Annotated in this window: 24 protein-coding genes and 1 tRNA gene; 9 read left to right on the top strand and 16 right to left on the bottom strand. The window is 64.2% G+C overall.

Features of this window, described 5'->3' with window-relative positions; translation table 11 throughout:
• Positions 1–21 precede the first annotated feature (21 nt).
• The gene (locus tag B9Z03_RS19405) at positions 22–528 is read left to right on the top strand and encodes a DUF992 domain-containing protein (RefSeq protein ID WP_085465706.1); all 507 of its coding nucleotides are present in this window, start codon (positions 22–24) and stop codon (positions 526–528) included.
• Here the strand turns inward: B9Z03_RS19405 and B9Z03_RS19410 are convergent, their stop codons facing one another.
• The 6 genes from B9Z03_RS19410 to B9Z03_RS19435 all read right to left on the bottom strand — a co-directional run bounded on the left by B9Z03_RS19410 (position 529) and on the right by B9Z03_RS19435 (position 5428).
• Positions 529–1035, bottom strand: a complete 507-nt coding sequence (locus B9Z03_RS19410; RefSeq protein ID WP_085465707.1) for a GNAT family N-acetyltransferase — start codon at positions 1033–1035, stop codon at positions 529–531. It abuts the gene before it with no gap.
• Between the two features lie 43 nt (positions 1036–1078).
• On the bottom strand, positions 1079–1564 hold the full coding sequence (locus tag B9Z03_RS19415) for a GNAT family N-acetyltransferase (RefSeq protein WP_085465708.1): 486 nt from the start codon (positions 1562–1564) through the stop codon (positions 1079–1081).
• A 3-nt stretch (positions 1565–1567) separates the two neighbouring features.
• Positions 1568–3067 carry an Asp-tRNA(Asn)/Glu-tRNA(Gln) amidotransferase subunit GatB gene (gene gatB / locus B9Z03_RS19420; RefSeq protein WP_085465709.1) on the bottom strand — a complete coding sequence of 500 codons (1500 nt, stop codon included), beginning with the start codon at positions 3065–3067 and terminating at the stop codon, positions 1568–1570.
• A gap of 66 nt (positions 3068–3133) precedes the next feature.
• The gene (locus tag B9Z03_RS19425) at positions 3134–3991 is read right to left on the bottom strand and encodes a hypothetical protein (RefSeq protein WP_085465710.1); all 858 of its coding nucleotides are present in this window, start codon (positions 3989–3991) and stop codon (positions 3134–3136) included.
• 157 nt (positions 3992–4148) lie between these two features.
• Positions 4149–4580, bottom strand: a complete 432-nt coding sequence (locus B9Z03_RS19430) for a CBS domain-containing protein (RefSeq protein ID WP_085465711.1) — start codon at positions 4578–4580, stop codon at positions 4149–4151.
• An 86-nt stretch (positions 4581–4666) separates the two neighbouring features.
• Positions 4667–5428 carry a rhomboid family intramembrane serine protease gene (locus B9Z03_RS19435; RefSeq protein ID WP_085465712.1) on the bottom strand — a complete coding sequence of 254 codons (762 nt, stop codon included), beginning with the start codon at positions 5426–5428 and terminating at the stop codon, positions 4667–4669.
• Positions 5429–5798: 370 nt separating this feature from the next.
• On the opposite strand from B9Z03_RS19435, the gene B9Z03_RS19440 reads away from it, so the two are divergent.
• The 3 genes from B9Z03_RS19440 to B9Z03_RS19450 all read left to right on the top strand — a co-directional run bounded on the left by B9Z03_RS19440 (position 5799) and on the right by B9Z03_RS19450 (position 8045).
• A complete protein-coding gene (locus tag B9Z03_RS19440) occupies positions 5799–6440 on the top strand; it encodes a PAS domain-containing protein (RefSeq protein ID WP_085465713.1) in 642 nt (213 codons plus the stop codon).
• 128 nt (positions 6441–6568) lie between these two features.
• Entirely contained in the window at positions 6569–7189 is a 621-nt protein-coding gene (locus B9Z03_RS19445) for a PilZ domain-containing protein (protein WP_085465714.1), read from the top strand.
• Positions 7190–7439: 250 nt separating this feature from the next.
• Complete coding sequence (locus B9Z03_RS19450) at positions 7440–8045, top strand: transglutaminase-like cysteine peptidase (protein WP_085465715.1); 606 nt, start codon at positions 7440–7442, stop codon at positions 8043–8045.
• A gap of 141 nt (positions 8046–8186) precedes the next feature.
• Here B9Z03_RS19450 and B9Z03_RS19455 read toward each other — a convergent pair whose 3' ends face one another.
• Positions 8187–8717 carry a gamma carbonic anhydrase family protein gene (locus B9Z03_RS19455; protein WP_085465716.1) on the bottom strand — a complete coding sequence of 177 codons (531 nt, stop codon included), beginning with the start codon at positions 8715–8717 and terminating at the stop codon, positions 8187–8189.
• Positions 8718–8747: 30 nt separating this feature from the next.
• Complete coding sequence (locus B9Z03_RS19460) at positions 8748–9068, bottom strand: DUF6949 family protein (RefSeq protein WP_085465717.1); 321 nt, start codon at positions 9066–9068, stop codon at positions 8748–8750.
• A gap of 107 nt (positions 9069–9175) precedes the next feature.
• On the opposite strand from B9Z03_RS19460, the gene B9Z03_RS19465 reads away from it, so the two are divergent.
• Positions 9176–9907, top strand: a complete 732-nt coding sequence (locus tag B9Z03_RS19465; RefSeq protein WP_348529044.1) for a hypothetical protein — start codon at positions 9176–9178, stop codon at positions 9905–9907.
• A gap of 24 nt (positions 9908–9931) precedes the next feature.
• Here B9Z03_RS19465 and B9Z03_RS19470 read toward each other — a convergent pair whose 3' ends face one another.
• From B9Z03_RS19470 to B9Z03_RS19485, 4 genes are all read right to left on the bottom strand, one after another.
• Positions 9932–10321, bottom strand: coding sequence for a MerR family transcriptional regulator (locus tag B9Z03_RS19470; protein ID WP_085465718.1), 390 nt, complete (start codon positions 10319–10321; stop codon positions 9932–9934).
• A 78-nt stretch (positions 10322–10399) separates the two neighbouring features.
• Positions 10400–11812 carry a magnesium transporter gene (gene mgtE / locus B9Z03_RS19475; protein ID WP_085465719.1) on the bottom strand — a complete coding sequence of 471 codons (1413 nt, stop codon included), beginning with the start codon at positions 11810–11812 and terminating at the stop codon, positions 10400–10402.
• Positions 11813–11948: 136 nt separating this feature from the next.
• Complete coding sequence (locus tag B9Z03_RS19480; RefSeq protein WP_085465720.1) at positions 11949–12353, bottom strand: GtrA family protein; 405 nt, start codon at positions 12351–12353, stop codon at positions 11949–11951.
• On the bottom strand, positions 12354–13049 hold the full coding sequence (locus B9Z03_RS19485; protein ID WP_244561787.1) for a class I SAM-dependent methyltransferase: 696 nt from the start codon (positions 13047–13049) through the stop codon (positions 12354–12356).
• 210 nt (positions 13050–13259) lie between these two features.
• Here B9Z03_RS19485 and B9Z03_RS19490 point away from each other — a divergent pair, with 210 nt between their 5' ends.
• Positions 13260–14243: a glycosyltransferase family 2 protein gene (locus B9Z03_RS19490; RefSeq protein ID WP_244561788.1), complete on the top strand. Its 984-nt coding sequence runs from the start codon at positions 13260–13262 to the stop codon at positions 14241–14243.
• A gap of 85 nt (positions 14244–14328) precedes the next feature.
• Here B9Z03_RS19490 and B9Z03_RS19495 read toward each other — a convergent pair.
• Positions 14329–14413: transfer RNA gene (locus B9Z03_RS19495), tRNA-Leu, on the bottom strand.
• Positions 14414–14599: 186 nt separating this feature from the next.
• Here B9Z03_RS19495 and lipB point away from each other — a divergent pair.
• Positions 14600–15307: a lipoyl(octanoyl) transferase LipB gene (gene lipB, locus B9Z03_RS19500; protein ID WP_085465722.1), complete on the top strand. Its 708-nt coding sequence runs from the start codon at positions 14600–14602 to the stop codon at positions 15305–15307.
• A 28-nt stretch (positions 15308–15335) separates the two neighbouring features.
• Positions 15336–17096 carry a gamma-glutamyltransferase gene (gene ggt, locus B9Z03_RS19505; protein ID WP_085465723.1) on the top strand — a complete coding sequence of 587 codons (1761 nt, stop codon included), beginning with the start codon at positions 15336–15338 and terminating at the stop codon, positions 17094–17096.
• Between the two features lie 3 nt (positions 17097–17099).
• On the opposite strand, the gene B9Z03_RS19510 is transcribed toward ggt, so the two are convergent.
• Positions 17100–18347: a cytochrome-c peroxidase gene (locus B9Z03_RS19510; protein WP_085465724.1), complete on the bottom strand. Its 1248-nt coding sequence runs from the start codon at positions 18345–18347 to the stop codon at positions 17100–17102.
• A complete protein-coding gene (locus tag B9Z03_RS19515; RefSeq protein ID WP_085465725.1) occupies positions 18322–18762 on the bottom strand; it encodes a FixH family protein in 441 nt (146 codons plus the stop codon). Before B9Z03_RS19515 ends, B9Z03_RS19510 begins: the two co-directional genes overlap by 26 nt.
• A gap of 132 nt (positions 18763–18894) precedes the next feature.
• Here B9Z03_RS19515 and B9Z03_RS19520 point away from each other — a divergent pair, with 132 nt between their 5' ends.
• Positions 18895–19815 (top strand): sugar kinase, encoded by a 921-nt coding sequence (locus B9Z03_RS19520; protein WP_085465726.1) that lies wholly within the window; start codon positions 18895–18897, stop codon positions 19813–19815.
• A gap of 338 nt (positions 19816–20153) precedes the next feature.
• Here the strand turns inward: B9Z03_RS19520 and B9Z03_RS19530 are convergent, their stop codons facing one another.
• Positions 20154–21170 carry an aldose epimerase family protein gene (locus B9Z03_RS19530; RefSeq protein ID WP_085465728.1) on the bottom strand — a complete coding sequence of 339 codons (1017 nt, stop codon included), beginning with the start codon at positions 21168–21170 and terminating at the stop codon, positions 20154–20156.
• Positions 21171–21179 lie beyond the last annotated feature (9 nt).

A 21179-nucleotide genomic window follows, 5' to 3' on the forward strand; every position in this document is an offset into this window, starting at 1 on the left:
ACTATCGAACGGAGACCTCGCATGAACAAGTTCCTCGCCTTCGCGTTTGCGGCCCCGGTGGCAGTCGCCGCCACGATGGCCGTCGCGGCCGACCGGCAGAGCTATCAGGAGGACGACCGCTATGGCGGCGTCAAGATCGGCACGCTCTCCTGCGATGTCGGCGGCGGCATCGGCTACGTGCTGGGCTCGGCCAAGACGCTCGACTGCAGCTTCCGCCCGACCGGCGGCCGGCGCGGCGAGGATTATTCCGGCGCGATCCGCAAGCTCGGCGTCGACGTCGGCTTCACGACGCGCGGCAAGCTCGTCTGGGCGGTGTTTGCGCCGACGGCCGGCTATCATCGCGGCTCGCTCGGCGGCGTCTATGAAGGTGCCTCGGTCGAGGCGACCTTGGGTGCGGGCATCGGCGCCAACGTCCTCGTCGGCGGCACCTCCGGCTCGATCAGCCTGCAGCTCCTCAGCGTCACCGGCCAGATCGGCCTCAACGTTGCGGCCACCGGCACCTCGATGACGCTGAACCCAGTGAACTGATCAGGCGCGCGAGATCGCCTTGCGCATGACCAGCGTCGGCACCCCGCCGATGCCGCCGCAAGCGTCGCGCTCCTCGGTCGTCACGAAACCCTCGCGCTCGTAGAAGCGGATCGCGCGGTCGTTGCCCTTGATGACTTCGATCGAGATCGAGGGCTCGCCGACATAGTTGACGATCACGGCATGCAGCAGGCCGGCGGCGAGCCCGCTGCCCTGCTCGGCCGGCGCGACATGCAGCCGGTCGAGCCACAGCACGCCCTTCTCCACCTTGGCATAGGCATAGCCGACGATCCGCCCGTCCGGCGCTGCGCCGACGAAGCTCTCCGAATGCATCCGCTTCAGGTCGGCGGCAATCATCGCCGGCTGGTGCTTCATCGCCGATTCCTGCTCGGCCTTCGCCTCGCCCATCAGCGGCCCGTAGGTCCTGACCCAGGAGGCGTGGATCAGCGCCGAAACCTGCTCCGTGTCGGCCTCGGTCATGTGACGGATGCGTGCTGCTGTGTCCGGCATGTCTTGTCTCCTCCCGCTGCTACTCTAGGCGGCAGGGTCGAAATCACACCAGCGATTTGTCGAGCGTGACGAGCGTCGCCTGCAGCACCTCCTCGCGCCGCTCTCCCTTCCGCTCGTATCCCTCGCCTTCGAGGAACCCCAGCGCCCGCAGATTGCGTGCGTCGACCTCCAGCCGGATGCGCTCGGTCTCGAAGAACGACTCCTCCAACTCCTGCAGCAGCATCCCGCCGATCCCGCGCCCCTGAAGCGCCGGCAGGACATAAAGACCGAGCACGTCGACCACCCGGTCATTGTCGTCCGGGGCGGCTGCGAAGGCGACGCCAGCGATCGCCACGCCGTCATCCGCGACCAGAAATTCCGACAGCGGTCGGCCTATCGCGGTCTTCAGCGCCGCGCGGGAATAGAGTGCCCGAGCGATGCCGTCGACCATGTCCGCGCCGTAGATCGCATCGTAGGCGGCATGCAGGCTCTCGCCGATCAGCCGGCTGGCCTCCGGCAGGTCGCGCTCGCTGGCGGTGCGGACGAACAAGGCCTACTCAATCCCGAGCTTCGCCTTGACGAGGTCGTTGACCGCCTGCGGGTTGGCCTTGCCGCCGGTCGCCTTCATCACCTGGCCGACGAACCAGCCGGCGAGCGTCGGCTTGGCCTTGGCCTGCTCGACCTTGTCGGGGTTTGCCGCGATGATCTCGTCCACCGCCTTCTCGATCGCGCCGGTGTCGGTCACCTGCTTCATGCCGCGGGCCTCGACGATCTGCTTCGGATCGCCGCCCTCGTTCCAGACGATCTCGAACAGATCCTTGGCGATCTTGCCCGAGATCGTGCCTTCCTTGATCAGGTCGATGATGCCGCCAAGCTGGGCGGGCGACACCGGCGTCTCCTCGATACCCTTGCCGTTCTTGTTCAACAGGCCGAGCAGGTCGTTGATCACCCAGTTCGCCGCCGTCTTGCCATCACGGCCTTCGGCAACCTGCTCGAAATAGTCGGCGATCGCCTTTTCGGAGACGAGGATCGACGCGTCGTAGACCGACAGGCCAAGCTTGGAGACCAGCCGGTCGCGCTTGGCGTCGGGCAGTTCGGGCAGGTCGACGGCGAGCGCGTCGACATAGGCCTGGTCGAATTCGAGCGGCAGGAGATCCGGATCGGGGAAGTAGCGGTAGTCGTGCGCCTCTTCCTTCGACCGCATCGAGCGCGTCTCGCCCTTGCCGGGATCGAACAGCCGCGTCTCCTGATCGATCGAGCCGCCGTCCTCCAGGATCGCGATCTGGCGCCGCGCCTCGGAGTCGATCGCCTGGCCGATGAAGCGGATCGAATTGACGTTCTTGATCTCGCAGCGCGTGCCGAATTCGCCGCCGGGCTTGCGCACAGAGACGTTGACGTCGGCGCGCAACGATCCCTCGTCCATGTTGCCGTCGCAGGTGCCGAGATAGCGCAGGATGGTGCGCAGCTTGGTGACATAGGCCTTCGCCTCGTCGGCCGAGCGCATGTCGGGCTTCGAGACGATCTCCATCAGCGCCACGCCCGAGCGGTTGAGGTCGACATAGGACATCGTCGGATGCTGGTCATGCATCGACTTGCCGGCGTCCTGCTCCAGATGCAGCCGCTCGATGCCGACCTCGATGTCCTCGAACTTGCCCTCGCGATCCGGGCCGACCGAGATCATGATCTTGCCCTCGCCGACGATCGGCTGCTTGTACTGCGAGATCTGGTAGCCCTGCGGCAGGTCGGGATAGAAGTAGTTCTTCCGGTCGAAGACCGATTTCAGGTTGATCTGCGCCTTGAGGCCGAGGCCCGATCGGATCGCCTGCTTGACGCATTCCTCATTGATCACCGGCAGCATGCCCGGCATGGCCGCATCGACCAAGCTGACATTGGCGTTGGGGGCGGCGCCGAACGCCGTCGAAGCGCCGGAAAAGAGCTTCGAGTTGGACAGGACCTGGGCGTGCACTTCGAGGCCGATGATCACCTCCCAGTCGCCGGTGGCGCCGGGGATCAGCCGCTTGGCGTCGGGAGTGCGTGTATCGATGATGGACATTTGCGTCTTGCGATCCGGGTGGCGGGAGCCCGCTTCCTAGACCGGGAAAGGCGCGGATGGAAGCCTCTACGACGTCGGGCGGAACATCACGTCGAGTGGATCGAACTTCAGCCCGACCTCGCGGCCGTTGACGAAGACGAGGTCGGACAGTTTCTGGAAGCGCTGCCCGGTCGAGATCACCGTGAACGGGTCGCGCTTGCCGGTCAGCCACTGCCCGAGATTGGCGATGTCGTCGCTCTCCTCGCAGAAATTGACCAGCCGCCGGAACAGTTTCGGCAGGATCACCGCTTCCTCTAGGATCGTGCGCGGTCCCCAGAACTGGAAGCCGGGACTGCGGTCGAAGGCCCAGATGCCGCGCTTGTCCTGGATCGCGGCCGCCGCGGCCCGCGAGATCGCGGCGAGACCGGTCTCGTTGGTGGTCGTGTAGAAGGTCGGATAGACGAGCCCTTCCGCGGCGAGCTTGTAGTTGATGGTCATCTCGACGATCGCGTCTGTCAGCGCCGGCAGTTCCGCGCCGTCAGCCAGCCCGTGGTCGCCCAGCAGTGCATAGGCGATCGGGCGGTCGTAGCCGTCGACATCCGCCGCGACGATCGCGCCCTCGACCGAATCCCCCGCCGTAACGATCTTGGTGAAGTTGAGATTGTAGGTCAGCACCGGAATCCCGAAGGCCCGCAGCAGTGCATCCGTGGCGGACTTCGCGATGGCAAGCGGCTGGGCGAAGCCCTCGTAGTGCGTCTCGAGTGAATCTATCCCCTCGATGCGCAGCTGTATCGGTCGATTCTTCTCCGGCGTCGGCTTGCGGAAGTCGCGGCTCCAGTCGAAGAAATCCCAGTTCGCCGTGTTATTCGCCTGGAAGGCGATCGAATCGCCGTCGGGCGAGCGGTTCTTGACGTGGTACGTCCCCTTGATCACCTTGCTCGGCATCGGCCCTCTCCCGTCCACGCACCCTGCGCCAGCCTGCTTAAGGCTGGCCCCGGATCATGACGGGAGAACTACATCTCGCCAGCGGCGCGCGGTCTGTCGGAGATTTCACTTTCGGGGCGAGTTTTCCGCTGAACCGCAGGCACGGTGCTGAGGGGGTTCAGACCGTCGCGATATACTGCTTGATCTCCTCGGCTTCCCTTTCGATATCCTGGATGCGCCGCTTGACCACGTCGCCGATCGAGATGATGCCCGCCAGAACGCCATTCTTCTCCACCGGCAGGTGGCGGAACCGGCTGCGCGTCATGATCTCCATCACCTCGTTGACGGTCGCGGATTCGCTGCAGGTCTTTACCTTGGCGGTCATGGCGGTCGACAGAGGTTTCTTCAGCGCCGCGGCGCCGTGCTCCGCAATAACGCGGACGATGTCGCGCTCGGACAGGATGCCCTCGATCCGGCCGTTGCCGGATGTGACGACGAGCGCACCGATCCTGTACTGGGCAAGCGTATTCACGGCGCTTTCGATCGTCTCGGCCGAAGTGAGCGTCACCACGTTGCGGCCCTTTTCCTCGAGAATAGCCTTCACCGTCATCGTCTTCCTCCTTCAACGACGGCCGACACCATTCCCCCAACTTGATAGGCGCTGGCCGGATGATGGATGGTGCGCCCGGATTCGGGTCAATGCAAGGCCGTTGAGCCCGAGGCGTGCGACGGCGACCTGTCGAACAGGCCGATGCCGAAGAGCCCGGCCAGCATGCCGCCGATATGTGCCTCCCAGGCGATGGATCCCTCGCTGCCGGAGAGGTCGAGGCCGGCGCCCGCCGCGAAGTTGATGACCAGCCAGACGCCGAGGAAGATGAGCACCGCCCGCGATCGCAAAGTCTCGCCGAGGCTGAGCCGCGGCCCGGCGAAGATCGGCAGCCTATGCGAGCGGTCGGCACGGAAGCCGAACCGCGCCGCCGCTCCCATCATGCCGGAAATCGCGCCCGACGCGCCGATGACCGAGATCATGTCGTCCGGCCGCGCGACGAAATGGAGAAGCAGCGAACCGGCAGTGGCAAAGCACCAGAACAATACGAAACGCACCACGCCGATGCGGGTCGCCAACGGCGAGGCGAAAGCGGCCATCCAGACCATGTTCAGGATGAGGTGCATCCAACCGGCATGGAGCAGCGACGAGGTGAGCGGACTGGTGAAGGCGTAGATGTCGAGGTCATAGCCGCCCGTGTAGCGGGCCGGGAAGAAGGCGCCGTTCAGGATCAGTTCGTAATCCTGCTGCGGCGTCAGCACATAGACCCGAGCCAGATGGATGCCGACGCAGAGGACGATGAAGACGGTCACGATACCCGGCAGGTTGAACAATGGCTCCCTGCCGCCGCGACCGTGTGGCATCGCGTCGGGCGTCTCGCCAGGCTGTTCGGTGCGGTCGGAATCGGTCATCGGAGGTGAGTCGCCTCGTTGCGGCGACTCATATAGCAATGGTGCCAGCCGATTGCTCTGGATGGTTAAAGAAAAAGCCGTCCGAGGTCGCCCTCGAACGGCTTGGTCGAGCCCCCAGCCCACCCAAACGATTGCGGCCATCGCCGCGAAAAGTGCTGCAAAGCCAATGGCTTCGTGAAGTGGTCATTGTTTCGCAGCTTTTGCGGCCGCTGGCAATGGTAACCCAAAATTAACCTTAACGGCCCGGCGCTGTTAACAATCTTGCCCCTGTGCTGGCACGGAACCTGCAACGTCCGGCATGAAGGTCACCGGTGGGCGCGACGCTGTTCCCCGTTGGCACATTCGGGAACTGTCCGAGCGGAGCAGGTGCATGAGACTCAAGGGATCGATCGAGCTGTTCCAGTATTGGGACAGACTCCGCGGTGGGCGCCCTGCCCCCACGCGCACCGAGATCGAGCCGGCCGACATCAAGTCGCTGCTCGCCGACACGTTCATCTTGGAGAAGGACGCGCGTGGCGAGGCCGTGTTCCGTCTTGCCGGCACCCGACTGTGCGCCACCTTCGGACGCGAGCTGAAGGGATTCACATTCTCCTCGCTCTGGCTGCAGAAGGACGAGCGCGTGGTCGCTCGCCTCGCGCATGGCGCGTTCCTGGCCAAATCCGTGGTGGTGATCAGCTTCGACGGCGTCAGCCGGAACGGGCGCTCCAACAGCTTCGAGCTCCTTCTCCTTCCGCTCGACGGCGGTGTGCAGCATCCCCGTTCGCTCGGCGCGATCACGCCCGTCGAAAGGCCTTACTGGCTGGGAACGGATCCCGTCGTCGAATGCCGGATCACCTCGCTGCGCGTTGTCGACCCTGAGCGCGAGCCGCTCTTCCTGGCCAACCGGCCGGCGGTTCCGGTTCCCTCGCTGTCTCCTTCGCTGGAAGCGGCCGATACCGGTATCCGGCCCGGCGCGCGAGGCCGCAGAATCCGGCATCTTCTGGTGCTCGACGGCGGCCGCGAGGGACACTGAACACGCCTCATTTGCCGGGCATTCGGGGCTTCCGACTTACGCGCTATTAACCTATTTCGACCTAAAGTCTTGGCAGAAAGTGCGCGCGGGCGCACCGTCTCCCAACGTGGTCGAGGCCAGTGACAGCAATGACGTCTGCCGCCATGGATTTTTCCCAAGCCAAGGCTGAAAGGCGGAACTTCCAGCGCGTGCGCGTCAAGATCTATGGCCGCTTCATGCTGGAGGACCGCTCAGAGCATCCTTGTCAGGTTCTCGACATGTCGCCGGGCAACGTGCTCCTGCGCGCCGACCGCATCGGCCAGCCTGGCGAGAAGGTCATCGCCTATATCGACCACATCGGCCGCATCGAGGGTGTCGTCACCCGCACCCAGGCCGACGGCTTCGCCATGACCATCGTCGCCTCCGACCGCAAGAAGGACAAGCTGGCCGCCCAGCTGACCTGGCTCGCGAACAAGCATGAGCTCGATCTGCCGGAGGATCGCCGTCACGAACGCATCGCGCCGCGCAATCCGATCAGCATCATGCAGCTCGCGGACGGCCGCCAGTACCAGTGCCGTATCATCGACCTGTCGCTCTCGGGCGCCGCGATCGAGATCGACGTCAGGCCGGCGCTCGGCACGCAGGTCGTTCTCGGTACGATGCGCGGACAGGTCGTGCGCCACTTCGAGGACGGCGTCGCCGTCGAGTTCGCCGTGATCCAGCGGCCGGAATCCCTTGAAGCCGAGTTCAGCGCCGGGCGCGACCTCTAGCTCACCGTAACATTCACCTTCCAGTCAGGCCGGGCTTGTCCCGGCCTTTTTCGTTCGTGGCGCTTCGTCCGGGAGCATTCCGCGCGGGCCTGCATGTCAACAAGTAGCAACCTCGAAGCATCAAATTTTACATAAATTCTATTCTTATTTTATATTTGTTCTATTCTATTTCACTTCAATCTGTACTTCGAACTTTTGCGTCGAATAAATCCGGACCTGTCATTGTCACCTCGAACGGGGAGACAGGGACATGGGGACAATCAAGACTTTCCTGCTGCTTGCCGCGACGACCGCAGCCGCTCTAGGCTTTGCAGGTTCCGCAAGTGCTGCGCCGAATTTCATGCCGGGCGGCGAACGGACCACTCAGCCGATCGGGCACTATGAATTCTGCCAGCGCGTGCCGCAGGAATGCGCCCAGAAGACACCCAAGACTAATCCGGTCGAGCTGAGCCGCAAGCTCTGGGCCAAGATGGTCGACATCAACAACACCGTCAACACGGTGATCGCTCCGCGCACCGACGTGGAGATGTGGGGTCAGGAGGAATACTGGTCCTATCCGGACAGCGAGGGTGACTGCGAGGACTATGTCCTGGAAAAACGCCGCCAGTTGATGGCCCTCGGCGTGCCCGCCGGCAACCTGCTCATCACCGTGGTGCGGCAGCCCAACGGCGACGGCCATGCCGTCCTGACAGTGCGCACCAGCCTGGGCGACTTCGTGCTCGACAATCTCGAGCCAAGGATCCTGGCCTGGACCGACACCGACTACACGTTCCTGAAGCGCCAGTCCGAGCGGAACTCGGGCATCTGGATCGCCGTCAACGATGACCGTCCCGTCGCCGTCGGCAGCGTGAAGTAGGGAGCAGAGACAACCCGGTCGAGTCCCCACCCTCCCCGTCCCCAACGACCGGGTTCAGGAGCCGGCCCATGTCCCCGGGCCGGCTCCGCCTTTTCTGGAGCCTGCCCAGGCCGGGCTAGCCGCCGTCACACGACGGTCGAGTCAGTCGATCTTCTTCAGGCCCTTCGCGAAACGCTTGCCGTTGTCGACATAGTGCTGAGCCGATGTCCTCAGCCGGTCCGCGGCAGCATCGTCGAGCGCGCGCACGGCCTTGGCGGGAGAGCCGACGATCAGCGAATTGTCTGGAAACTCCTTGCCCTCGGTCACCAGTGCGCCGGCGCCGACGAGGCAGTTCCTGCCGATCTTCGCGCCGTTGAGGATGATCGCGCCCATGCCGACCAGCGAGTTGTCGCCGATAGTGCAGCCGTGCAGCATCGCTCGGTGGCCGATTGTGCAGCCTTCGCCGATCGTCAGCGGATAGCCGGGGTCGGAGTGCATGATCGCGTGTTCCTGCACATTGGAGCGCGCGCCGATCCTGATCTTCTCGTTGTCGCCGCGGATGGCAGTGCCGAACCAGACCGAGACGTCGCGTCCGATGGTGATGTTGCCGATCAGGGTGACGTCGGGGGCGATGAAATTGCTGTCGCGCTCCTCAAATTCCGGGCTCTTTCCGTCGATCGCGTAGATTGGCATGCAGTCCTCCGTTCGCTGTCGCCGAGCGACCTATCCGCCCGCAAGCAGGATCGCAAGCTCCGTCGCCAAAATGCCGGTCGCCAGCGTCCATCCCGCCCCGATGGCGAGGCAGATCGAAAGGGCGGGAAGTCCGATCCGCCCATGCCGGCGCGCCTCCAGCGTGTCGTTGAACAGCATGAACGGCCCCGCCGCGAGGCTCGCGGCAAGCGACAGCGCGATGCGCCGGCGGTCGACGAAGGGCGGCGCCAGCCGAAGCGGAGCGCCGGTCGCGATCTCCATCACCGAACCGGCAAAGCCGGCGACCGTAAGCCCCACCGCAAAGGCGAAAGAGAAGGCCCAGAAATGGTCCATGTTCACCTCCCGTTTACCATGTTGGCCCAGTTTGGCCATCGGGCGCGGTGCAACGGCCGTGCCGTTCAGCTTGTGCCGGCAAGGCACATCGCGATGCGGAGAAAGACGTGGTGACGGATACGGCGGCAGACCCGATATCACGGCCCCTGCTCGATTCGCGTTTCGCCTGGCGGGTCTTTTATGTGTTTGCAGCACTTGCGCTGCTGTCGGTGGCGATCAGCGTGGCCGGGCGGTATGCCGGCCGCAGCATTTCCATGGCCGGCCACACGGACGACACGTCGGTGGCCGAGGTCGTGATCGGCAACAACGTCATCGCCGCGCCGAGAAACATGATCCGTTTCGAGACGGCGCGCCGCAACGGCGTCGCCTCCAGGCTTGACCTCTACATGCGCTGGCCGCAGCTCGACGGGTATTCGGACGCAGCGCGCGACGACTTCAATCATGCCGGCGGCGAGCCGAACATCCTGTTCGCCTCGCTCTCGCCGCGGATGATGTCGCGCGACATGAGTGGCCGCTACGAGCCAATCTACGCGCAGCTGACCGAACCGACGGGAGAGACACTCCCCGGCGGGCTCCGGGTCCGGAACTTCAGCGTCAAATCGGGTTATCTGAACGAAGTGCTCGTCCTGGCCGAACGTTCCGGCGAGCCGCCCTATGTCGCGCGCTGCCTTGACGACACGTCCGCATCAGGCTCGCTGGCACCTTGCGAGCGCGACATCCATATCGGCGACGACCTCAGCCTCACTTATCGTTTCCCGCGCCAGCTGCTGTCCGATTGGAAGGCGCTGGATCAGGCCATGCTGACGAGGGTCTCCGGGCTGTTGAAGACCGGGAACTGACGCCGACCGACAAGCTCAGTCGTCTCAGGTGTTGACGCCTAGCTCGGCAAGGCGCTCGACGCAGGATTCCTCGGCCTGGTCGAGCTCGGCCAGCGTTTCCTCGAGGTCCCGGCGCTTCTGGCGCAGGTCGCCCCGCTTCTCCTCGATGCGCTTGATCAGGAGCTTGAGCTGGCCCGCCTCGCCCGGCGGCTCCTTGTACATCTGGATGATCTCGCGGATCTCGTTGATCGAGAAACCGAGCCGCTTGCCGCGCATGATCTGCTTGACCAGATGGCGGTCGGACGGCCGGAACAGCCGAGTCCGGCCGCGGCGCAACGGCTGGACCAAACCCTCATCCTCGTAGAACCGCAAGGTGCGCGTCGAGATGTCGAACTCGCGCGTCAGCTCGGTGATCGTATAGTATTCACGCGCCATCGATACGGCCAAGCTCCGGATTCCGTTCCGGAAAAAGCTTGGCACGGCATTTACGTAAAAGTCAATCGCAGCAGCGCGTCACCCGACGCCGAACCACCACGCAGCGAGGCCGAGGAAGGCGAAGAAGCCGACGACATCGGTCACCGCCGTCACGAAGACGGCCGAGGCGACCGCGGGGTCGGCGCCGAACCGGTCGAGCAGCAGCGGGATCAGGATGCCGGCGAGCGCGGCCACGAACAGGTTGATGATCATCGCCGCGGCGATGATGAAGCCGATGTGGACCTCGAACCAGAGGCCCGCGACCGTACCGACGAGCAAGGCGAAAATGATACCGTTGATGAAGCCGACGCCCATCTCGCGCCGGATGATGCGACCGGCATTGTAGATGTCGAGATCCTTGGTCGCGAGCGCACGCACCGTGACCGTCATCGTCTGCGAGCCGGCATTGCCGCCCATGCCCGCCACGATCGGCATCAACACCGCCAGCGCCACGATCTGCTCGATCGTCGCGTCGAACAGGCCGATCACCGATGCGGCGAGAAAGGCAGTCACGAGGTTCACCAGCAGCCAGGGCACGCGGGAGCGCGACGTGGCCAGTACGCTGTCCGACAGCTCTTCGTCGCCGACGCCGCCGAGGCGCATGATGTCCTCCTCGGCCTCCTGCTGGATGACGTCGACCACGTCGTCGATGGTGAGCACGCCGACGAGGCGGTCGTTCTCGTCGACGACGGCGGCCGACAGCAGGTCGTACTGCTCGAATTCCTGCGCGGCCTCTTCCTGGTCCATCGTCGCCGGGATCGCGTGCCGCGTCTCGTGCATGATGTCCTCGATCTTCTCCGCGCGCTTCGTGCGCAGGATCATGTCGAGGTCGATGGCGCCGAGCAGGCGAAAGGTCGGATCAATGACGAAAATCTGGGCGAACCTGTCGGGCAGGTTCTGGTCCTCACGCAGATAATCGATCGTCTGGCCGACGGTCCAGAAAGGCGGCACCGCGACGAACTCCGTCTGCATGCGCCGGCCGGCAGTCTCTTCCGGATAGTCGAGCGCGCGGCGCAGCCTGATCCGCTCGGTGAACGGCAGTTGCGAGAGGATTTCTTCCTGATCGTCCTCATCGAGGTCTTCCAGGATGTAGACCGCGTCGTCGGAATCGAGCTCCTGAACGGCCTGCGCGATCTGCGCGTTGGGTAGCTGGTCGACGATCTCCTGACGGATCGAATCATCGACCTCTGTCAGCGCCGCGAAGTCGAAATCCTCGCCGAGCAGGTGGACCAGCGCGCGCCGCTGGTCCGGCAGCAGCGCCTCCAGAAGGTCGCCCAGTTCGGATTGGTGAAGATCCGCCAGATCCTTCTTGAGCGCCAGCACATCGCGGTCGGCGATCGCCGCGCCGATATGGGCGAGGAAGGACGCGCGGATCACGCCGTCCTCGTCGTAGATATCGGCGTTGCCCTCATGTTGACGGGAAGCCGAGGCGCGATCTTCGGGCTGTTGCAATGGCGCCTCCGTGGCTGCGGCTGCTTCGCCGCATCCTTACCTTTGCAACAGCCGTAACATCAATCGATTTACGACGCTGGCTGAGCGCAATCTGAGGAAGGCAGTTTGTCCGAGATCAGCGGCGCGACAGGAACCGTCAGGCCGCTCGCCCCGAAAACACCCAGAGCTGAAAGATCACAAAGTTCAGCGCCGGGATCAGCACACTGATGAGCGCGAACGAAACCCAGCCCGGAATCAGCCCGCTTTCCGCAAACGCCGTCGCCACGCCGACGATCGCCAGGTTCACTGCCTGGATCACGCAGAATTTCAGCCATTCCCTGGCGATGGCGCCGTTTGACGAGAACGTAATGCGCCGGTGACCGAAGAAGGAGACCGGCACCAGGACTGCGTAGGCGATGTAGCCGCAGGCAGTGGCAGACAGTCCCGCCCACTGGAACAGTGCCGTGGAAATCAGGAAAAAGGCGATCGTGTTGAACGCGCCTATTCCGACGAATGCCGTAAGGCGCCGTGCGTACCGCCTCAGATCGTCGGCGCCGGCCATCTAGCGTCGGGCCACCACATAATACTGCGCCCCAGTCGGCATGGCGCCGAGCGCATCGTCCACACGTCGCGCAAAGCCGTCGATCGACGGCACGTTGAGGATGTATCGCCCCTCGATCATGGTCATGCCCACCTGCCGTAGGTGCTCCTTGGCGGTCTTCATCGAAAGCAACACGGCGTCCGCATCGAACGGGCAGTTCGAAACCGCCCGCTGCGTCAGCGGATTGTAAGGATTATGCTCGAACAACAGCACCGCGCCGCCCGGCCTTACCACGCGCCGCAATTCCGAGGCGAAGCGCGGCCACAAGGGCACAGGCACATGGTGCATCACGCAGATAGCGAAGCAGGCGTCGAACGTACCGTCGTCATAGGGGATCGTCTCACCGTCATAAGCCTTATACTCGACGCCGGGATTATTGATACGCGCCTCGGCAACGCACTCCGTGGAAGGATCGACCCCCGTGATTCGTCCGACCGAACCGGCGAGCAGCGGATGATACGTCCCCACCCCGCATCCGACGTCCAGGATCGAAAGCTCTCGCGTGGGCCCGACTTTCTCGGCCAGAATATCGAGAAGCCTCCTGGCCTTCGCGCGGATGAAGAAATCGACCTTCAGCCCCGAGAAAGCGATTGAACCGTTCACCGCGTCCGAATAGCTGTTTCGGTACGCGTCGAACTCGCTGGAAATCTTGGTCATTCCACGTTTCCCTCGAATGATCCTTGGTGTCGGCATACGACTAGCATCGGGGTTATGCCCTGCGCGGAGCCGCAAGTTGTGCAGCTCTATACTATCGCATTACCGCCGACTATCTCGCAAATTTAAAGCGGCGGTCTCGCCCTACGACGAACAGCTTGACAGCGCGTCGGCAACGTTCTCGTTTCAACGAGACAAAACATGGTGCCTTGAGTGTCTGATCCTATCGTCTCCATCGTCGTCCCCGTCTATCGCAGCATGACCGTGCTGCCCGAGTTGGTGAAGCAGGTGGAGGGTGCGCTCGCCGGTAGTGCCTATGCATCAAGTTTCGAGCTTGTACTGACCAATGACTGCAGTCCGGACGGCAGTTGGTCGGTCATCGAGGAACTGGCGGCAAAATATCCATTTGTTCGCGGCGTTTCGTTGCGCAAGAATGTGGGGCAGCACAATGCGACCATGGCTGGGCTGCGGTTCTCGCGCGGCGAGATCGTTGTCATCATGGACGACGACCTGCAGCACCCGCCCTCGGCCATATTGCAGCTTGCCGAGCGGATCGAGCGTGGGGTGGATGTTTGCTACACCAGATATGCGGAGCGGAAGCACGCGCTGTGGAAACAGTGGGGAAGTCGGATCAACGACATCGCGGCCACCTGGCTGATGAAGAAGCCGAAAGGCCTCTATCTCTCGTCCTTCAAGGCGCTCAACCGGGATATCGTCAACGCGGTGCTGCGCTACGACGGCCCGTATACCTATCTCGACGCCCTTATCTTCGCGACGACCAACTCGATCGATTCGGTCGAGATCAAGCACCAGCGACGGTGGGAGGGCGAAAGCACCTACAATTTCCGCCGCCTGTTCTCGCTCTGGCTGAAGATGGCGACGGGCTCATCGATCTATCCGCTGCGCGCGGCAACCGTCGCCGGCTTCGCGCTCGCTCTTCTGAGCCTGATCGTCTTCATCCTGGTAATCGGCGAGCGGATGCTGAACCCGCAGGTGCCGCCCGGGTGGGCCTCGGTGATTGCCACGGTGCTCTTTATCGGCGGGATACAGACCTTCTGCATTGGCGTGATCGGCGAATATGTCGGCAGGATCTACACGCGCGTGAACAACGCGCCGCAATTCGTCGTCGGAAAGACGACGTTCAAGCGCGGCTCGGCTGACCAAGGTGACGACGCGGCTGTGCCTAAAGAAAGCTGAGCGGCGAAGAGGACACGCCATTGGCAGCCCGCGGGTCCCTTTCGGGCCACCGCTTGGACTGCCACCGGTGTAGCTTGGAAAGAAATGGTGCGGTCGAGAAGACTCGAACTTCCACGGGTTGCCCCACAGCGACCTCAACGCTGCGCGTCTACCAATTCCGCCACGACCGCACGTGGTAGGAGCCGGTCGTGACCGGCCCGGCGCATGTAGCAAATCACCTTTCGTGAAACAAGTGCGCCGGCAGGTGAATTTCCCGCCTTTTCCATTCGCGTCCCACCGCCTGTCCGGGCAGGCTTCCAGCGACTGGACGTCCGTGCCGCGAAGGTCCATATCTTGTTCGAAACTGAGCGCATCTCGTGAACATCCGCCAGGACATCGTCACCACCTTCTGGCCACGTGAAGAGGGCCTGCCCGTCGAATGGCGGATCGAGCCGGGCCTGGTCGCCTATCCGGACGCGCTGGCGGCTATGGAGGCGCGTGCGGAGGCGATTCGTGCAGGCACCGCGCCAGAGATGGTCTGGCTTCTCGAACATCCGCCGCTCTACACGGCCGGTACCAGCGCTCGGATCGAGGATCTCGTCCAGCCTGACCGCTTTCCGGTCCATGCGGCCGGCCGCGGCGGCGAATATACCTATCACGGCCCCGGCCAGCGCGTGGCCTATGTGATGCTCGATCTCAAGCGTCGGCGCGAAGACGTGCGCCTGTTCGTGGCGAGTCTCGAAGAGTGGATCATTCGCACCCTGGCGCGTTTCAACGTGAAGGGCGAACGGCGAGAGGATCGTGTCGGCGTGTGGGTAGTTCGGCCGGACAAGCCGCCTGTCCTCGGCCATGCCGCCGAGGACAAGGTTGCCGCGATCGGCATCCGACTTCGCAAGTGGGTGAGCTTCCACGGCATCTCGATGAACGTTGAGCCGAACCTCGACCATTTCGGCGGGATCGTGCCCTGCGGCATCTCCGAATATGGCGTGACGAGCCTTGTCGACCTCGGCGTGCCGGTAACGATGGCCGATGTCGACGTCGCGCTGAAGGCGGCTTTCGAAGAGGTGTTCGGCCCGCTATCCTGACCCGATGATCGGGTTCAGGAGGCATCCCATGACCGTGCTCGCAAAGCCGCTTCGCATCGCATCGGTGGCCCTGTCGCTCGCCCTGCCCTTGCCCGCGTTCGCCCAGCAGGCAGCCGACACGATCGCGCCCGAGGCGGCCACCACCACGGCGCCGAAGGCCGTTGTACATGCGCAGCGTCATATGGTGGCAGCCGCCAATCCGGCCGCCGCCCAAGCCGGACTGGACGTGCTGCGCGCCGGCGGCTCGGCCGCGGATGCGGTGGTGGCGGTGCAGACCGTCCTAGGTCTGGTCGAGCCGCAATCGTCCGGCCTGGGCGGCGGCGCATTCCTCGTCTGGTACGACGCGGCGTCGGGCAAGGTCACGACGTTCGACGGACGGGAAACAGCACCGAAGGCGGCCACGGGCGACCTGTTCCTCGGCACTGACGGCAAGCCGCTGAAGTTCTTCGAAGCGGTCGTGGGCGGTCGCTCCGTCGGCACGCCGGGCGCCATTCGGCTGCTCGAGGCGGTGCATGGCCGATACGGCAAATTGGACTGGACAAACCTTCTCGACCCGGCAATCGATCTCGCGACGAACGGCTTCACCGTATCACCCCGGCTGGCCGCGTTGGTTGCCGACGACGCCGACAAGCTCGGCACGCAAGCCTCGACGCGCGATTATTTCTTCCCGACCGGCAAGCCGATCGCGGCAGGACAGACGCTCAGGAACCCCGCCTATGCCGAAACGCTCGCCGCAATCGCCAAGGACGGCCCGGACGCCTTCTACAAGGGGCCGGTCGCCGACAGTATAGTAGAGGCCGTCAGGAGCCATCCGATCAATCCCGGCCTCCTCTCCGGAGAGGACCTTGCCGACTACAAGGCGATAGAACGTCCGGCGGTTTGCGCGCCTTATCGCGGCCTTCAGGTCTGCGGCATGGGACCCCCCTCCTCTGGGGCGCTAGCCATCGGCCAGATACTGGGCATGGTCGAGCCCTTCGATCTCGCGACGCTCGGGCCGGAAGATCCGGAAAGCTGGCGCATCCTCGGCGATGCGACCCGCCTCGCCTTCGCCGACCGCGAACGCTACGTCGCCGACGCGGACTTTGTCTCGATCCCGAAGGGACTGCTCAACGCAGACTACCTGAGCATCCGCTCCACACTGTTGCGCCGTCCGACCGCCTTGCCGCAGGAGGGCGTTACGGCAGGCGATCCCCCATGGGACAAGGCGGAATTGCGCCGTGACGGCGCCTCGTTCGACATGCCGTCGACCACCCATTTCGTCATCGTCGACGATGAGGGCAATGTCGCTTCGATGACGAGTTCGATCGAGAACGGCTTCGGCTCGAGGCTAATGACAGGCGGCTTCCTGCTCAACAACCAGCTTACCGACTTCTCCTTCGCACCGGAGGAGGATGGGCGCGCCGTCGCGAACCGCGTCGAGCCGGGCAAGCGGCCCCGTTCCTCGATGTCGCCGACGATCATCCTCAGGGATGGCAAGCCGATCTTCGCGCTCGGCTCGCCCGGCGGATCGAGCATCATTCCCTATGTCGCGAAGACCATCGTCGCTCTGGTCGACTGGAAGATGGACATCAGCCAGGCCATTGCCCTGCCGCATCTGACGAACCGCTTCGGCACCTACGATGTGGAGGCCGGGACATCGGCGGTGTCGCTTGTGAAAGACCTGGAGGCGCTGGGCTACAAGACCGCGGTGAAAGAGCAGAATTCGGGTCTGCAGGGCATCGCCATCACGGCGAACGGCATCGACGGCGGCGCCGATCCGCGCCGCGAGGGCATCGCGGTCGGCGACTGAGTGTCAGTTCGACGGCGAAGCCCCGACGTCGAGGGTCTTCAGAAACGCCGCCAGCGCGTTCTTCTCTCGTTCGGACAGCGTCAGGGGCTGCAATTCGCTCTCCCCCTTCGGCGGACGGGGCGCGGTCGCATAGTGCTCGATCACGTCTCCGATCGTCGCGATCTGGCCCGAATGCATGTATGGCGGGCGCGACACGGCCCCACGCAGCGACGGCGTCTTGAAGGCCCGGACCATGAGCGGGTCGTCCTTCGCCACGAAGCGCAGTTCGCCGCATTGCTCCGGCCTCGCATCGCTGTAGCGCCCGAGACAGTTGAACGGATCCGCGAGCGCCTTGGCGATACCGGCCGCACGCCCCACATCCTCCGGCAGGTCCGGCGGCTGAGGCACGCCGGTGTTGTGGAAATGGTCATCGGTGAAGCGCGGGCCGGCATGGCAAGTCACGCAGTTGGCGCGGCCGATGAAGAGCTTCAGGCCGAGCTTCTCGGTCTCGTCGAACGCGGCATCGCCTTGCGGCGTCTCGCCTGCCGCGAACGCCTTCGCAAACCGGTCGAAGCGCGTCTCTTCGTGGCGGATAGAGCGCTCGAAGGCAGCGAGCGACTTGCCGATATTGGCGAAGACGGCGTCGATCTCCGCACGTTTCGGTTCGGAAATCGCCTCCCATGCCGTCCGCTCCGCGGCAGAGCCAAGCGGGCCGGCATTGGGTGGAACATCCGAGAGATCGGGCAGTGGCCCGAAGATGCGTTCGTAACGTTCGTTCAGCGATGCCGAAATGAAATGCGCATAGGCCGTGCGGTTGCCGGCATGTTCACGAGCATCCTCCAGCGGTCCGAGCGCCTGCGCCCAGAGACTGTCCTTGCGGCCATCCCAGAACTGCCACGGGCTCCAGGCAACGCCTGCCAGCGGCATGGTCCGGCGATCCGTCACTCCCACGCCGCGGGCGAGCGGCAGGTCATCCTGGAACTGCCGGTCGACCTGGTGGCAGGTCGAGCACGACACGTCACCGTGACCGGACAAGCGCGGCTCGAAGAACAGCGTCGCGCCGAAGGCGGCGGCGAGCCGATCGTCGGCGAAACGGTTCGACGGATCGGCAGGCAGCGGCGGCAAGGCGTCGAGCGACAGCGAGGCGATCGTCGCTCTCTCCGTTTCCGAGAACTCCTCGCCGGAGCACCCGGCAATGATGCCGAGCCCAGCGATCGCAATGCCGGAAAGCGCACCCCGGAAGGCGCTAGAGGCTGAGATTGAACGTGACATCGTCCTCTCCGGCCGCCGCCTTGACGTGAAGCCTGAACTCCCACCAGCCGGACATGTTGAAGCGCACGCCCTCGATCCGGTAGCGCCCCTCGCCCAGCGAAGCCGTGACCCGCGGCGCCGTCGGCAGGCCGTGTCCATGCTGCGGCATGCCACCGTCGACCGACATCTGCGCGTCCTCGACCGGTTCTCCGCCCGGTGTCTTTACCGTCACGATCCAGCTGTGCAGCGAATTCCGCTCGAAGGCCGGATTCTCCGGCGCGATCTCGACCGCAAAAAGGCCTTTGACGGTCGTCCTGCTCCGCGAGAGGTCGAGATCCGACGGCGGTGCCATGGCGATCATCATATAGGCGATCACCGCCAGCACGATAGCCAGCAGAACTGCGGAAATGACGATGACCTTGCGGCTGCGCAGCATCAGATGTTCTCCTCTTCATCACTGCCCAAACAGGTTGGGGCTTCCGGTTACTGGAAGGTCAAGCGCCTTTTTGCGGACCTTGTCGCCGGACCTTCGGAACCCTTATAGACGTCGCGACGAAGGGAGAAGCGAATGGATCGCAAGGGCGTCGCCTCGGTGGGAGAATGCATGCTGGAACTGTCCGCGCGCCCGGACGGCGCGTGGACACTCGGCTATGCCGGCGACACGTTCAACACGCTGTGGGCGATCCGGGCGCTGACGCAGTTGCCGTGCGATTATGTCTCCGCCTTCGGCGACGACCCGTTTTCGGCCAAGCAGACTTCGTTCTTCGCCGAGGCCGGGATCGGCGTGGCGGCAAGCCCGGTGATCCCAGGCGCGCGGCCCGGTCTTTACGCCATTACGCTGACGGGCGCGGAGCGATCCTTCACCTACTGGCGCAGCGACGCAGCGGCGCGGCAGCTGGCATCCGATGGCGGAAAGCTGGCGAAAAGCCTTGAAGATCGAGCGCTTGTCTACTTTTCCGGAATCACCCTGGCAATTCTGGAACCCGGCGCGCGATCGGTCCTGCTCGCCGCGATCCGCGCTGCGCGCGCGGCCGGCAGCCTCGTCGCCTTCGACCCCAACTACAGGCCCCGCATGTGGCTGTCGTCGGATGAGGCCCGGGCGACGATCGCGGAGGCGATCTCCATCACCGACATCGCCCTACCGACCTTTCCCGATGAGCAGGCCCTCTTCGGCGACGTTGATCCCGAAGCCACGGCGGAGCGCCTGAGACGCGCCGGCGTGAGGGAGATCGTGGTGAAGAACGGAGCCGATCCGGCCCTGGTGGTGGACAGGTCGGATTCCTATCTGGTCCCCGCGCTTCGCGTCGATGCGGTGGATACGACCGGCGCCGGCGACAGCTTCAACGGCGGCTACCTCGCGGCGGTGCTGGACGGGCGGTCGCCGCTGGACTCGGCCGCGCTGGCGCATCGCGTCGCCGCCACCACCGTGCAGGTTCGCGGCGCGCTGGCGCCCTACCAAACCTTGCGTATTGCGGCTGGTCTTGGTTGATACCATCTGAGTTTGACATGCGGATCGATACCGGGCGCGATAGTCTACTCAACACGGCACTCATCGGCTCACTGGCGATAGCGGGTGTGGTCGGGCTTCTGGCGGCGGTGACGCCCTTCATTGATCATGGCAGCGTTGTCTCGTCGCAGACTGAGCCAGTGACAGTGATCTCCGTCGCCAGCAGAAAAGGAGGCGCTTCATATTTCGTCAGATTCGATGACGGTAGAACGGTGGTGCTGCGTGGACCGACTCTGCCACTCTACCCTGCGGGCAGTTCGATCACGGTCACGATCGACCGGTACGCCGACGGAACGATCAGACACACGTTACCGAGATAGTCACGCCAGCCTGAACCGGTACTCCGTCACATGCCGGTAGCGGTCGCCGGGCCAGAGGATCGCCTGGGGGAAATACGGACGGTTGGGCGAATCCGGCCAAGCCTGTGCCTCTAGGCAGAACCCTGCCCAGGCCTTGTATTTCCGCCCCTGCAGCCCGGACACCTCGCGCGCGACCTTGTGGCCGGCATAGAATTGCACGCCGGGCTCCGTGGTCCACATCTCCATCTCGACGCCCGAAGACGAGCCCTGCGCCCAGGCCGCCTGTCTGAGCGGTCCACGGTGAGAGGAGAGGCAGAAATTGTGGTCGTAGACTACCTGCTCGCCAGCCTTCTCCAATCGGATGGGACGGGAGAGCTGGAAGTCGAAATCGGTGCCTTCGACGGGCTCCACGATGCCCGTAGGGATGAGTTCCGCGTCGACAGGCAGGTAGGCGCCGGCGTTGATGACAAGGCGATGGTCGAGGATCGAATCCCAGCCGCCGTCGTCCAGGTTGAAATAGGAATGGTTCGTGAGGTTGCACAGCGTCGGCTGGTCGGTCGTCGCCGACAGTTCGATCGACAACGTGCCGGGCAGCTTGAGCCGGTAGGTGCAGATGATGTCGAGATTGCCCGGAAAACCCATGAACCCGTCGGGGTCGAGCAGCCTCAGCGTGATGAAGTCACTGCCGCGCATTTCAAGCGACCAGACGCGCTTGCCGGTGCTCTTCGACCCGCCATGCAATGTATGCTTGCCGAGAAAATTCGTGTCGGCCTGGAAGCGCTGGCCGTCAATGATGAATTTGCCGTTGGCGATGCGGTTCGCGTAACGCCCTGCGATCGCGCCGAAATAGGGCGACGAGACCGGATAGTCGTCGAAGCGGTCGAAGCCCAGCACCAGAGGCGCCGTATGCCCCTCGAGGCGCAGATCCTGCAGGACCGCGCCCCATTCCATGACGGTGGCGGTCAGCCCGCCACCGGAAATGTGGTAGCGATGGACGGTCTCGCCTTCCGCGGTTGTCCCGAAGACCTCGCCTTCCATCGCTCTCCC

Source organism: Mesorhizobium australicum (genome assembly GCF_900177325.1).
Lineage (GTDB): Bacteria > Pseudomonadota > Alphaproteobacteria > Rhizobiales > Rhizobiaceae > Mesorhizobium_A > Mesorhizobium_A australicum_A.